Here is a 13,282-nt window from a genome sequence, read left to right on the forward strand (position 1 = left end):
CGGCCGCGACGGCACCGGTCTCGGGAACGGTGACCCGGGTCGACGCGGAGGACCCCGTCGGCGTCGCGACGAGCAGGTGGTGCTCACCCGCCGGCACGGAGCTCAGCTCGAAACGGCCGGCGGCGTCGGTCCGCCCGGCACCGACGACCTCGCCCCGGGCGTCGACCAGTGTCACCGTCGCGACGACGCCCGGGCCGCCGGGGACGCGCACGACCCCGTGCACGGACGCCGGGCCGTCGGCGGTCAGGTCCCGCCAGGCGGGCCCGCCGTTGACGCTCACCAGCTCGGCCACGGGCTCCCGCTCGCCGGACCGCGCGGCGACGACGTAGTCCCCCGACCCGTCGACCTCGAAGCGGTACGTGCCGTCGTCGCCGGTCTCGGTGTTGGCGAGCAGCCCGCCGTCGGTGTCGAAGAGCGACACCGTGGCGCCCACCAGCGGCCGCCCGGCCCGGTCGCCGACCCGGCCGTGCACGCCGGGCCCGGTCGGGAGCGGCGTCGTCTCGGGCTCGGTCCAGGGTGAGTCGGCCAGGGGCGTCCGCGGCGCCGGCGTGAGCGGCACCTCCGGCTCCGACGGGGACGCCGCGCCGACCGTGTCCCCGGTCCCGGGAACGGGCTCGGAAACGGGCTCGGCGACCGGCTCGCGGCGACGGCGTACCCGCTCGCGGACGCGTTCCACCAGGAGGTACAGGACGGGGACGAGCACGAGCGTGAGCAGCGTCGAGCTCACCAGCCCGCCGATCACGACGATCGCGAGCGGCTGGGAGATGAACACCCCGCCGCCGGTCAGCCCGAGCGCCATCGGCAGCAGCGCGAAGATCGTGGCGACGGCCGTCATCAGGATCGGCCGCAGCCGGTGCGCGGCGCCGTCGACGATCGCCTCGCGCAGCGGGACGCCGGCCCGGCGTCGCTGGTTCACCAGATCGATGAGCACGATCGCGTTGGTCACGACGATGCCCACCAGCATCAGCATGCCGATCAACGCGGGGACGCCCAGCGGGGTGTTCGTCGCACGCAGCAGGCCGAGCGCGCCCGTCGCGGCGAACGGGATCGAGATCAGCAGCAGCAACGGCTGCAGCAGGCTGCCGAACGTCAGCACCATGACGAGGTAGACGACGGCGATCGCGACGAGCAGGGCGATCCCGAGCTGGGTGAACGCGTCGGACTGCTGCGTCGAGACGCCGCCGATCTCGGCCGTCGCACCCGCGGGCAGCGAGAGCCCGTCGAGGGTGGTGCGCAGGTCGCGGGTGACGGCCCCGAGGTCGTCGGCCGACGGGCGGGCCGTCACCAGCGCGCTGCGCGAGCCGTCGGTGTGGCTGATGCTCGGAGCGGTACGGACCTCGGCGACCGTCGCGACGTCGGACAGCCGCAGCGGCCCGGCGAGCGGGAGCGCCTGCAGCGCGGCGAGGTCGGCGGGCGCGGTCCCGGAGCGGACGACGACGTCCTGCTGCACCCCGTCGATCGTCACCGAGCCGATCGTCGTGCCGCGCAACGCCGCCGCGACGACCTGCCCGACCTGGGCCTCGGTGAGGCCGGCGGCCGCGGCCTTCTGCCGGTCGACGGTCACCCGGATCGACGGCTGCGCGGCGGCCAGGTTGTTGCGGACGTCGGCGGCGCCGGGAATGGCGGCGACGGCCTGCTGCACCTGGTCGGCGGCCTGTGCGAGGACGGCCGGGTCCTCGGCCCGGACGGTCACCTGCAGCTGGTCGGACCCGAACCCGCCCTGCCCGTTCTGCACGGTCAGGTTGCCGACGCGGTCGGGGCCGCCGAGCGAGTCGAGCCGGCCGCGCAGGTCGTCGGCCACGGCGGTGGCGTCGGCGTCGTCGGCCAGCGTGACGGAGAACCGCGTCGTGCCGGAGCCGCCCGCGCCGGGCCTGCCCAGGCCCTGCGCGCCGCCCGGGGTCCCGACGGTGACCTGGTAGGTCGCGACGCCCGGGGTGTCGCGCAGGACGGCCTCGACCTGCTTGGCGGCGGCGTCGGCCTGCGGCAGGCCGGTGCCGGGGGCGAGCTCCTGGGTGACCGAGATCGTGTTGCCGCCCGCGTCGCCGAGGAAGTTGGTACGCAGCCCCGGGACCAGCGCGAACGTCCCGGCGAGGATCAGCACCGCGACGACGATCGCCACGACGGGACGGCGCAGCGCGCCGCGCAGGACGGGCAGGTAGCCGCGCTGCAGCCGGGTCGGCGCGGTGAGCGGGTCGTCGCCCTTGACCGCAGGCGCGTCGCCCTCGACCGGCTCGCGGACCTTCAGCACCGCCGACGCCAGCACCGGCACGACCGTCAGCGACACGACGAGCGACGCCAGCAGTGCGGCCGTCACCGTCACCGCGAACGGCCGGAACAGCTCGCCGACCTGCCCGCCGACCAGGCCGATCGGCGCGAACACGGCGACGGTGGTGATCGTCGAGGCGGTGATCGCGCCGGCGACCTCGCGGACGGCCGCCACGATCGCCGGCCGGCGCGGGCCACCGCGCGCGACGTGCCGCGTGATGTTCTCGATGACGACGATCGAGTCGTCGACGACACGGCCGATCGCGATGGTCAGCGCGCCGAGGGTCAGGATGTTGAGCGTCTCGCCGGACAGGTCCAGCACGATCATCGCGACGAGCACCGACAGCGGGATCGACACGGCCGTCACGAGCGTCGCGCGCACCGACAACAGGAAGCCGAGGATCACGAGGACGGCGAACAGCAGGCCCAGCAGGCCCTCGGTGGTGAGGTCGTCGATCGACTGCGTGATGAACGGCGACTGGTCGAACACCACGGTGACCTGGGCGTCCTGCGCAGACCCGCCGAGGGCCGTGATCATCGAGGGGATCGCGTCGCGGATCTGCTGCGCGACGTCGACGGTGTTGGCGTCCGGCGCCTTCGTCACCGACAGGCCGATGCTGGGCTGGCCGTTGGTGCGGGTGTAGCCCGTCGCCGGCGCGGGCGCCTCCGCGACGGTGGCGATGTCGCCGAGCCGGACGGGCGCGGCCGCGGCAGTCGGCGCGGTCGGCGCGGTGGGCGAGGCCCCCGGCCTGCCCGTCGCCCCCGTCGAGGCGGCGGCACCGGGGCTGACGTAGAGGTTCGCCAGCTCCTCGACCGAGGTGATCGGGCCGCCGACCTCGACCGTCGTCGGGTTCGTGTCGGGGCTGAGCTGTCCCGCGGGGATGCGCACGCCGTTGGCCTGCAGCAACGACGTCAGGCTCGCGAGCGACACCCCGCGCGCGGCGGCCGCGGCCGGGTCGACCGCGATCGTGACCTGCGGATCTGCGACGCCCGAGAGCGACACCTGCGAGACGCCGTCGAGGCCCGCGAGCTGTGGCCGCACCTGGTCGCGCAGCACGGAGGCCACCTGGTCGGCACCGAGGTTCGACGACACCGCCAGGACGACGACCGGGATGTCGTCGGTACTCCCGGTGACGACGGTCGGCGTCACGCCCGTCGGCAGGCTCACGCCCGCGACCGCGCGCTGCAGTGCGCCCGTCACCGTCGACAGGTCGGTGCCGTACTCGAGGTCCAGCGTGACGACCGACGACCCACCGGTCGAGGTCGACCGGCTGTCCGCGACACCGTCCACCCCGTCGACGGCCGCCTCGATCGGGCCTGTCACCTGCTGCTCGACGACCTCCGGCGACGCGCCGGGGTACGGGGTCACGATCGTCGCGACGGGCGCGTCGAGGGACGGGAACAGCTCCTGCCGCAACGACGTCGTCGAGAAGAGACCGAAGCCGATGACGAGGACGGTGACCAGCCCGACGACGGCCCGGTTGGCCAGGCTGAGGCGCGCGAGCCACGACATGCCGACGATTCAAGCGAACGGGACGACGCGCGCCGCAGCCAGGTCCTGAGGGTTCGCTGAGCCCCCCAGGTCGGGAGCGGTGGTCAGGCCGCGCGGGTGACTGCGAACACAGGGATCGTCCGGACGCCGCGCGTCTTGTCCTCGTACCCGGCGAACCCCGGCATGACCTCGACCTGTCGCGCGTAGAGCTCGTCGCGCTCCGCGCCGGTGATCTCCTCGGCGACGCCCGACCACGTCTCCACGTTGCCCTTGCCGTCGGCGACCTCGACCGTCACTGTCGGGTTGGCCTTCAGGTTGTGGTACCAGGCGGGGTGGCGGGGAGCGCCGGCCGCCGAGGCGATGATCACGATCCGCTCGCCGTCGGGCAGGTACACCAGCGGCGTCACCCGCTCCTCGCCCGACTTCGCGCCCACATGGTGCACCAGCACCATCGGCCGGCCCTCGAACGGAGCGCCGACCTGCCCGTCGTTGGTCCGGAACTGCTCGATGACACCGGTGTTGAAGTCGCTCAACGTCCGTCCTCCTGCTCGGGTCAGGTGCGCAGCAGCAACACCCACACGGCGATGATCAACGCCGCCGCCGCGAGCAACCAGAACAACGCCGCCCATATTCCGCCGGACACGCCGGTCAACCGGGCGAGCTGATCGGCGTCCGAGCCGCCACGTCGGCCCGTCCTGCGGCCCCGCTGCAGCTCGCCCACCGCCCGCAGCCCCCCGATGAGCAGGAACCACACCATCGCCGTGGCGAACGCGGTCCGCAGGTCGGGTGGGGCGGCGTAGGCGACCGCGGCCGTGGCGCCGCCCGTCGCGAGCACGGCGAGCACCCCGAACGCGTTGCGGATATGGACGAGCGTCACCAACAGCAGGCCCGTCGCGACCCACAGCGCGACGTCCGCGTGCCCCTCCGCGACCGCCAGCGCACCCGCGAGCCCGAGCAGCGGCGGCGCCGGGTACCCGCCCAGGAACATCAGCACGACGCCCGGCCCGCGGCCCCGGCCCGTCGAGTGCGTCACGCCGGACGTGTCGGCGTGCAGCCGGATCCCGGTGAGCCCACGGCCGGTGACGACGGCGAGCAGCGCGTGCCCGCCCTCGTGCGCGATCGTCACGACGGTCCGCGTCACCCGCCAGGACAGCGTCCACACCACGACGGCCAACGCCACGAGCCCGGGGACGAGGACCTCCGGCCGGTCGAGCGCCGTCTGCACGCCCGCCGTGACGACGGAGAACGCGTCGGTGGCCACACGGCCAGTGTGGCACCGGCCGTGCCCGGGGTGGATCGGGCTCGACCTCCGCGGGTCCGACGGCGAGGCCCGCTGGCACGGCGCCCCGATTCGCCGAGGCCGGAGCCGAGACGGCCTTCCTCCGGGCAATCACCGGCGCCTGCGTCGCGGCAGACGCAGTCGGCCCGAGGCGCGGCCGCGACGCCTGCGTGCGATGCGTCAGCGCGCCGGCGGCGCACGCAACGCCCGGCGGTGCGCAAGCGCGGCGTCCTGCGGTGCGCAAGCGCGGCGTCCTGCGGTGCGCGAGCCCGGCGGCCCGCCCGCGGCGTGAGCCCGACCCCCGAACATGACGCGGCCCCCCGGCCGCGGCGCGCCGACTGGGTGATCATCGTCCGCGGGACATGAGCGCGACCAGGTGCGCTCAGGTCCCAGGTCCGGCGATCAGCAGCCGGGGCAGCTGCCCTGACCCGGCCCGCAGCGCCCGCCCGCAGCGCGCGCCGCCCGCAGCGCCCGTCCGCGAGGACGGGCACCTCGAGCGGCACCCCGGCCGCCCCAACAGCCCCCGATGATCACCGTCCGCGGGACATGAACGCCAGCACACGCGCCCACGTCCCTCGTTCGACGATCATCGACCGGGAGGCCGCGGCCCGCCGGCGGTCACCGCGCACGAGCGAACCACGAAGGGCTGAGCCGCCGTCGTGATCACCACTTCCGGGACGAACGCCACCCATGCGCCCCTGTCCCCCGTCTGACGATCACCGACCTGCGGCTCCCGCGGACGAACCGACCGGCTCATCCGGTCCCGGTCGAGAACATCGCCGCCCAACACCGGACGTCGCGGCTCAGCGCTCGATCTCGACCGGCTCGATCCCTTCCTCGGCGGGCAGGTCGAAGCCCAGCACCTGGCCGTAGAAGCTGAGCTCGGCGTCGAGGGCGCGGCGGATGTTCTCGCCGCGCCGGAACCCGTGCTGCTCGCCCTCGAACAGCAGGTAGGCGACCGGCACGTGACGCGAGCGCAGCGCGTCGACGATGAGCTGCGACTGGTTGGGCGGCACGATCGCGTCCTCGCTGCCCTGCAGCACGATCAGCGGTTTGCCGAACCGCTCGACGTGGTGGATCGGCGAGCGCTCGACGTACACGTCGCGGTCCTCGGGGTAGCGGCCGACGAGCCCGTCGAGGTAGCGACTCTCGAACTTGTGGGTGTCGGCGGCCAGCGCCTCGAGGTCGGCGACGCCGAAGTGGTCGGCGCCCGCGGCGAAGGGGGTGTCGTCGCGGGCGAGGGCGGCGAGCGTCGTGTAACCACCGGCGGAGCCACCACGGATCGCGAGCCGCCGCGCGTCGACCCGTCCCTGCTCGCCGAGCCACCGGGCCGCGGCGATGCAGTCCGCGACGTCGACGATCCCCCACGCTCCCTTCAGCAGGTCACGGTAGGCGCGCCCGTAGCCGGTCGAACCGCCGTAGTCGACGTCGACGACGGCGAAGCCGCGGCTCGTCCAGTACTGCACCCCGACCGACAGCACCGGGGACGCGGCCGCCGTCGGACCGCCGTGGATGACGACGAGCAACGGCGGCAGCTCGCCGTCGCGGCCACGGTGGGTGACGCTGGCGGGCGGGTAGAACAACGCGTGCGCGGTGCGCGGGGCGCCGTCCCCGTCGGTCGACGGGAACTCGATCGGCTCGGGCACCGACAGGTATCCCTCGTCGACGCCGAGGTCGCGGGCCGGTCGCAGCACCTCGGGCTCCGGCGCGCCGATCGTGACGCGCCAGATCGAGGCCTCGTGCGTGGGGCCGCCCGCGACGAGCACGACCGCGTCCGGGCCCGCGACCTGCAGCGACCCGGCGGCCGAGAGCGGCAGGTCGAGCACCTCGACCGCGCCGTCGGGGGCACGGACCAGCAGCCGGTCGTACCCGGCCCGCCGGGATGCGGCGACGACCCGCCCGTCGGGCAGCGTGACGTGTCGCGACGTGCCCAGCGTCCACCCCGGGACACCGATCTCGGCCTCCTCGACGAGGACCGGGCGGACCCCGTCGTCGGGCGTCCAGCGGTAGAGACTCCACCAGCCGGTGCGGTCGGAGACGAACATCAGCGAGCCGTCGTCCTGCCAGCGCGGCTCGGAGACCGACTCCCCCGGCCCGCCCGCGACGACCGTGTCGACGCCGGAGCCGAGGTCGCGCACGGTGAGGACGGTGTCGTCCCACGGCATCGACGGGTGGTCCCAGGACACCCACGCCAGCCGACCGCCGGTGGCGTCCAGGCGTGGCGAGGTGACGAAGTCGGGGCCGGTGACGAGCACGTCGACCTCGCCGTCGGGGTGCAGCCGCACGACCTCGTTGCGCACCTGCGCCGGCCCACCGCCCGGCGGGTGCTGCTCGCGGACCAGCACGAGTGACCCGTCCGGCGCGACGACACCGTCGGCCCAACGGTCGCCGCGCGGCGTCGCCGGCTCGGGACTGACGACGATCGGCGTCGCGGAGTCCGGGTCGACCCGGTAGAGCCGCTGGTCGGACCAGTTGGCGAACCACACGGTGCCGCCGTCGACCCACCAGGCCGCGCCGCCGTACTCATGGACGGCGGTGCGGGCGTCGACGCCCTCGGGCAGCAGGTCGGTCAGGGTGCCGTCGGCTCGGCGGCGCACGATCTGCGTCCGCCCGCCCTCGCTCGGCCGGCCCTCGGCCCACAGGACCGTTCCGTCGGAGTCGACCCGCACCTCGCCGAGCCGTACGGCCGCGGCCACGACCAGCTCCGACGTCAGAGGGGTGGGCCAGGAGCCGTACGCCGCGGGTGTCGTCACGGAGTCATTGTGGACGGACGCGCCCCGACCCGCCCGCGCGGTCCGGGACGCTGCCGGACTGCCGGGTGCCTCACCGCGCCGGCAGCCTCCGGGCCTGCCGACAACCTCACCGTCGTCCAGGGCCGAATCCATGACCGTGACGTTGCGCACCACACGTCGGCCGCAACGTCACCGCTCCCCCGGAGCCGTGCCCACGACCACCAGGTTGCGCAGGCCTCACGTCCACCCGCCGTCCTGAGCCGGACCCGCGACCGCGACGTCGTGCCCGCCAGGAGCCGACGGAAGCTCAGCGCCCCCGGGCGGCCTCCCGCAGCAGTCCGACGGCGCGCGCTCCTGCGCCGGGGCGCAGCACGGGCAGTAGCCCCACCGCCCCGGCCAACCCCTGCCACCAGCGCACCGACCCGTCGATGCGGACCACCCCGATCGCCGGCCGCGCACAACGGGCCACGGCCGTCGGCAGGTTGGGGTAGATCTCCGCGAGCCGCGGCTCGGAGCAGGATCGCGGCCGAACCGGGACCGTCACGCACCCCGGCAGCTCGTGGGCGATCCGGGAGCAGCGCGGGCAGGAGACGTCGTGGACGACGACGATCTCGCGGACCCGGGCGGCCACGACCGTCACGGTCCCGGGGTGACGTGCCCCGCGACCGTCACCGTCATCGACACGGCGAGGGCGACCGCACACTCCAGCGCGAGCAGCAGCCGCACGCCGGCGGCCGGCGCGAGCCACCTCCCGTCGACGGCCTCGGGCCGGGCGGCGACGGTCGCGACCACACCGATCCCGAACCCGGCGGCCACGACGAACGCCATGCCGAACGGCACGGTCAGCGCCAGCGCGAGCGCGACGAGGTGCGGCAGCCCCGACGCGAGCCCGCCCGGGACGCCGCTGCGCATGCCGGTGCCGAGCGCGAACCCGGTGCGTGCTTCGCCCCACTCGTCGTCGTCGGGGACGTCGGCGGGGATGCGCATCGGGTTGGCGGGCAGCGGGAACCCCAGCACACCGGCCTCGCGCAGCACCACGACCAGGGCCGCCGCCCCGACGACGACCTGCGCCACGATCCCGGGCAGCACCAGCCGCAGCAGCGCTCCGACGCCGCCGAGCACCGCGGCGGCGAACGCGACCCCCAGCAGCACGCCGACGGCCGTCCAACGCGTCATCGCCACGGCCGGGGCGGTCGTGCTCGGGGGCCCCACCACCGCTGCCGACGACGCGCCTGCGGACGCGCCCGCGACCAGCGCGAGCAGCAGCGTCGAGGCGGCCGTGGCCAGGTTGCGCTGGGCGACGAGCGCGGTCGTCGCCGCGAAGGCGCACACGACGGCGAGCACCAGGCCGGCGGTGAGCAGACGCCGCGACCAGGCGGCGCGAGGCGCGGCGGTCGTCATGAGGTGAAGGGTGCCAGGACGCCCGCGGGTGACGACGCGCGGCGCGCCGAACCCGTAGCGTGGCGGCCACGCACCCGTCCCACGCCGGGAGGCCAGATGACCGACGACCCGACCCGCGCCGAGCCACCAGCCGAGAACGCCGAGGACGCCTCGCCGGCGCCGGAGCAGGCGGGGACGGCCGCGGCGATCACGCCCGCCGTGCCGGAACCGGGCCTGCCGGTGCCGCCGGTCCCCGGCGTCGAGAACCCGACGGGCTACACCGACGCCGGCGTCCCCACCCTCGACTACGTGCGCGACAAGATCGAGGGCCGCTGGGCGACGTCGCTGGGGACGGCCGAGCTGGCGGGCGAGACCGAGGCCGGGCGCTCGATCGCCGAGCAGGAGGCCGAGCGCGAGAAGAAGGCCAAGGAGAAGCTCGACGAGATCCGCCGCTCGCTGGGTGGCGGCTGACCCGACCGCCTCGTGAGTGGCGATAGTCGCCGGAGCGACTATCGCCACTCACGGGAGGCCGAGGACCCGGCTGCCGTGGCAGCCCGGTCCGAGCAGGCCGCCGACGAGGCGCCGGCGGGTCAGCGGTTCTTGTTCGCCGGCTCGCCGCGGCGGAACAGCTTGTTGCCGAGCCAGACGACCGGGTCGTACTTCCGGTCGACGACGCGCTCCTTGAGCGGGATCAGCGCGTTGTCGGTGATCTTGATGTGCTCGGGGCAGACCTCGGTGCAGCACTTGGTGATGTTGCAGTACCCGAGGCCGTGCTCGTCCTGGGCGGCCGTCTGCCGGTCGGCCGAGTCGAGCGGGTGCATGTCCAGCTCGGCGATGCGCATGAGGTAGCGGGGGCCGGCGAAGGCCTCCTTGTTCTCCTCGTGGTCGCGCACGACGTGGCAGGTGTTCTGGCACAGGTAGCACTCGATGCACTTGCGGAACTCCTGGCTCCGCTCGACGTCGACCTGCTGCATGCGGTACTCGCCCGGCTCGACGCCCTCCGGCGGCGCGAACGAGGGGATCTCGCGGGCCTTCGTGTAGTTGAACGACACGTCGGTCACGAGGTCCCGGATCACCGGGAACGTGCGCAGCGGCGTCACCGTCACGACCTCGTCCTCGGCGAAGGTGTTCATCCGGGTCATGCACGCCAGCCGCGGCCTGCCGTTGATCTCCATCGAGCAGGAGCCGCACTTGCCGGCCTTGCAGTTCCAGCGGACGGCGAGGTCCTGGGCCTCGGTCTGCTGGAGCCGGTGGATGATGTCGAGGACGACCTCGCCCTCGTTCACCTCGGCCGGGTAGTCGACGAGCTCGCCCTTCTCGGAGTCGCCCCGCCAGACGCGGAAGTGCGCCCAGTAGCTCATGCCCGCTCTCCCTGGTCCGCTCGGTGGCCACCGAGCTCCTCGCCGGTGAAGTACTTCTTCAACTCGTCCATCTCGAAGATGTCGAGCAGGTCGGGACGCATCGGGATCTGCTCCTTGCGCGTCAGCTCGACGTTGTCCTCACCCAGCGCCTCGAGCACGAGCAGGACGTGACGCCAGTCAGCGTCCATGACGGGGAAGTCGTCGCGGGTGTGCCCGCCCCGGCTCTCCTGGCGCTCCAGCGCCGCCTTCGCGACGCACATCGAGACGAGCAGCATGTTGCGCAGGTCGAGCGCGAGGTGCCAGTTCGGGTTGAACTTGCGGTCACCCTCGACGGCGACGGTGCGCGTGCGGGTGGCGATGTCCTCGAGCTTCTTGAGGGCCATCTCCATCTCGTCGGCCTTGCGGATGATGCCGACGAGCTCGTGCATCGTCTTCTGCAGCTCCAGGTGCACGACGAACGGGTTCTCCCCGCCCTCGGTCGCCGAGGAGAACGGCAGCAGCGCACGGTCGACGGCGGCCTCCGCGTCGGACTCGATCACCGCGGGACGCCGTCCGGCGAGCCCGTCGACGTACTCCGAGGCGCCGAGGCCGCAGCGGCGGCCGAACACCAGCAGGTCCGACAGCGAGTTGCCGCCGAGCCGGTTCGAGCCGTGCATGCCGCCCGAGCACTCGCCCGCGGCGAACAGGCCCGGCACGCGCGACATCCCGGTGTCGGGGTCGACCTCGACCCCACCCATCACGTAGTGGCAGGTCGGGCCGACCTCCATGGGCTCCTTGGTGATGTCGACGTCGGCCAGCTCCTTGAACTGGTGGTGCATCGACGGCAGCCGCTTGAGGATCTCCTCCGGCTTGAGCCGGGTGGAGACGTCGAGGAACACGCCGCCGTGCGGGGTGCCACGACCGGCCTTGACCTCGGAGTTGATCGCGCGCGCGACCTCGTCACGCGGCAGCAGCTCCGGCGGGCGGCGGTTGTTGTCGGGGTCGGTGTACCAGCGGTCCGCCTCCTCCTCCGACGTCGCGTAGAGGTCCTTGAAGACGTCGGCGATGTAGTCGAACATGAACCGCTTGCCCTCGGAGTTGCGCAGGACGCCACCGTCACCGCGCACCGACTCCGTGACCAGGATTCCCTTCACCGACGGCGGCCAGACCATGCCCGTCGGGTGGAACTGCAGGAACTCCATGTTGATCAACGTCGCGCCGGCGCGAAGGGCCAGGGCGTGGCCGTCGCCGGTGTACTCCCAGGAGTTCGACGTCACCGAGTAGCTCTTGCCGACGGTGGCCAGCACGATCGCCGGGGCGTTGAACCGGACGAAGCGGCCCGTCGAGCGGAAGTAGCCGAAGCAGCCCGCGATGGCGCCGTCGGCCTTGAAGAGGTCGGTGATCGTCGTCTCGTGGAAGACGCGGATGTTGGACTCGTAGTCGCCCGTGGCCTTGAAGTCCTCCTGCTGCAGGGAGACGATCTTCTGCTGCAGGGTGCGGATCAGCTCCAGGCCGGTGCGGTCACCGACGTGCGCCAGCCGCGGGTAGGTGTGCCCGCCGAAGTTGCGCTGGCTGATCTTGCCGTCCTTGGTGCGGTCGAACAGCGCGCCGTAGGTCTCCATCTCCCAGACCCGGTCCGGGGCTTCCTTGGCGTGCAGCTCGGCCATGCGCCAGTTGTTGAGGAACTTCCCGCCGCGCATCGTGTCGCCGAAGTGCACGCGCCAGTTGTCGTTCGGGTTGACGTTCCCCATCGCCGCGGCGCAGCCGCCCTCGGCCATGACGGTGTGGGCCTTGCCGAACAGCGACTTCGAGATGATCGCCGTGCGCTTGCCCTGGGCGCGCGCCTCGATCGCGGCACGCAGCCCCGCGCCGCCGGCCCCGATCACGACGACGTCGTAGTCGTGGATCTCGACGTCGCGGTCGTCGACCGCATGGTTCTGCTGCTGTGCTGAAGTCATCTCGCTCACCCCACGATCCGGGGGTCGCCCCACCAACCGGCGGACACGGCCATGATGTAGAAGTCGGTGATCGCCAGGCTCGCCAGCGTCGTCCAGGCCAGCTGCATGTGCTTGCCGTTGAGGATCGAGACCTGGCCCCACAGCTTGTAGCGCAGCGGGTGCTTGCTGAAGTGGTTGAGCCGGCCGCCGATGATGCTGCGGCACGAGTGGCACGACGCCGTGTACAGCCAGAGCAGCACGACGTTGGCGACCAGGATGATGTTGCCCAGTCCGAACCCGAAGCTGCCGTCCTTGTTGATGAACGCGACGACGGCGTCGTAGGTGTTCACCAGCGAGATCAGGGCGGCGATGTAGAAGAAGTATCGGTGCAGGTTCTGCGCGAGCAGCGGGAACCGCGTCTCACCGGTGTACTTCTTGTGCGGCTCGGCCACCGCGCACGCGGGCGGCGACAGGTAGAACGCCCGGTAGTACGCCTTCCGGTAGTAGTAGCAGGTGAGCCGGAAGAGCAGCAGGAACGGCAGCGAGATCGCCGCGTAGGGCAGCCACCACCAGTCGGGCAGGAACTGGCCGAAGTGCGATGCCTCCGGGTAGCACCCGACGGAGAAGCACGGGGAATAGAACGGCGTCAGGTAGCTGTAGTTCTGTTCGTTCGTGAAGTAGTACGCGTGCATGAACGCGCGGACGGTCGCGTAGATGACCCAGAGGCCCAGGCCGGCGACGTTCAGCAGGGGCGGCAGCCACCACCGGTCGGTGCGCAGCGTCCGTTCGCTGATCTGCGCCCGCCCGGTGGACGCGTCTGTGGTGGATGACACGTCGGTTCCTCGTCTGTTCCAGGC

10 protein-coding genes are annotated in these 13,282 nt (G+C 73.1%); 1 reads left to right on the forward strand and 9 read right to left on the reverse strand.

From position 1 onward, the window contains the following. The 6 genes from PSD17_RS24505 to PSD17_RS24530 all read right to left on the reverse strand — a co-directional run. Nucleotides 1-3,778 (reverse strand): efflux RND transporter permease subunit (locus PSD17_RS24505; protein WP_339124679.1); only part of this gene is annotated, 3,778 nt, incomplete at its 3' end. Nucleotides 3,779-3,861: 83 nt separating this feature from the next. Beyond that, nucleotides 3,862-4,290 (reverse strand): nitroreductase/quinone reductase family protein, encoded by a 429-nt coding sequence (locus PSD17_RS24510; RefSeq protein WP_013676648.1) that lies wholly within the window; start codon nt 4,288-4,290, stop codon nt 3,862-3,864. Between the two features lie 20 nt (nt 4,291-4,310). Then, a complete protein-coding gene (locus PSD17_RS24515) occupies nt 4,311-5,018 on the reverse strand; it encodes a M50 family metallopeptidase (RefSeq protein ID WP_013676649.1) in 708 nt (235 codons plus the stop codon). Between the two features lie 821 nt (nt 5,019-5,839). Continuing rightward, nucleotides 5,840-7,789 carry a S9 family peptidase gene (locus tag PSD17_RS24520; RefSeq protein ID WP_339124681.1) on the reverse strand — a complete coding sequence of 650 codons (1,950 nt, stop codon included), beginning with the start codon at nt 7,787-7,789 and terminating at the stop codon, nt 5,840-5,842. A gap of 286 nt (nt 7,790-8,075) precedes the next feature. Continuing rightward, nucleotides 8,076-8,408, reverse strand: a complete 333-nt coding sequence (locus PSD17_RS24525; protein ID WP_013676651.1) for a hypothetical protein — start codon at nt 8,406-8,408, stop codon at nt 8,076-8,078. Beyond that, nucleotides 8,405-9,169, reverse strand: coding sequence for a hypothetical protein (locus tag PSD17_RS24530; protein ID WP_339124683.1), 765 nt, complete (start codon nt 9,167-9,169; stop codon nt 8,405-8,407). Before PSD17_RS24530 ends, PSD17_RS24525 begins: the two co-directional genes overlap by 4 nt. A 96-nt stretch (nt 9,170-9,265) precedes the next feature. On the opposite strand from PSD17_RS24530, the gene PSD17_RS24535 reads away from it, so the two are divergent. Beyond that, entirely contained in the window at nt 9,266-9,619 is a 354-nt protein-coding gene (locus PSD17_RS24535; RefSeq protein ID WP_013676653.1) for a hypothetical protein, read from the forward strand. A gap of 119 nt (nt 9,620-9,738) precedes the next feature. Here PSD17_RS24535 and PSD17_RS24540 read toward each other — a convergent pair whose 3' ends face one another. The 3 genes from PSD17_RS24540 to PSD17_RS24550 are packed head-to-tail and all read right to left on the reverse strand — an operon-like array spanning nt 9,739 to nt 13,258. Further along, nucleotides 9,739-10,509 carry a succinate dehydrogenase/fumarate reductase iron-sulfur subunit gene (locus PSD17_RS24540; RefSeq protein ID WP_013676654.1) on the reverse strand — a complete coding sequence of 257 codons (771 nt, stop codon included), beginning with the start codon at nt 10,507-10,509 and terminating at the stop codon, nt 9,739-9,741. Then, entirely contained in the window at nt 10,506-12,446 is a 1,941-nt protein-coding gene (locus PSD17_RS24545; RefSeq protein ID WP_339124685.1) for a fumarate reductase/succinate dehydrogenase flavoprotein subunit, read from the reverse strand. The genes PSD17_RS24540 and PSD17_RS24545 overlap by 4 nt, the downstream gene beginning before the upstream one ends. Nucleotides 12,447-12,451: 5 nt before the next feature. Beyond that, complete coding sequence (locus tag PSD17_RS24550) at nt 12,452-13,258, reverse strand: hypothetical protein (protein WP_013676656.1); 807 nt, start codon at nt 13,256-13,258, stop codon at nt 12,452-12,454. Between the last annotated feature and the right edge of the window lie 24 nt (nt 13,259-13,282).

It is taken from the genome of Pseudonocardia sp. D17 (assembly GCF_036984265.1).
Classification (GTDB): domain Bacteria; phylum Actinomycetota; class Actinomycetes; order Mycobacteriales; family Pseudonocardiaceae; genus Pseudonocardia; species Pseudonocardia benzenivorans.

What these genes read in the sequence shown, in the direction of transcription:
- PSD17_RS24530 (WP_339124683.1), bottom strand. Translation starts at nt 9,169, where the DNA reads ATGACGACCGCCGCGCCTCGCGCCGCCTGGTCGCGGCGTCTGCTCACC.
- PSD17_RS24535 (WP_013676653.1), top strand. Translation starts at nt 9,266, where the DNA reads ATGACCGACGACCCGACCCGCGCCGAGCCACCAGCCGAGAACGCCGAG.
- PSD17_RS24540 (WP_013676654.1), bottom strand. Translation starts at nt 10,509, where the DNA reads ATGAGCTACTGGGCGCACTTCCGCGTCTGGCGGGGCGACTCCGAGAAG.
- PSD17_RS24545 (WP_339124685.1), bottom strand. Translation starts at nt 12,446, where the DNA reads ATGACTTCAGCACAGCAGCAGAACCATGCGGTCGACGACCGCGACGTC.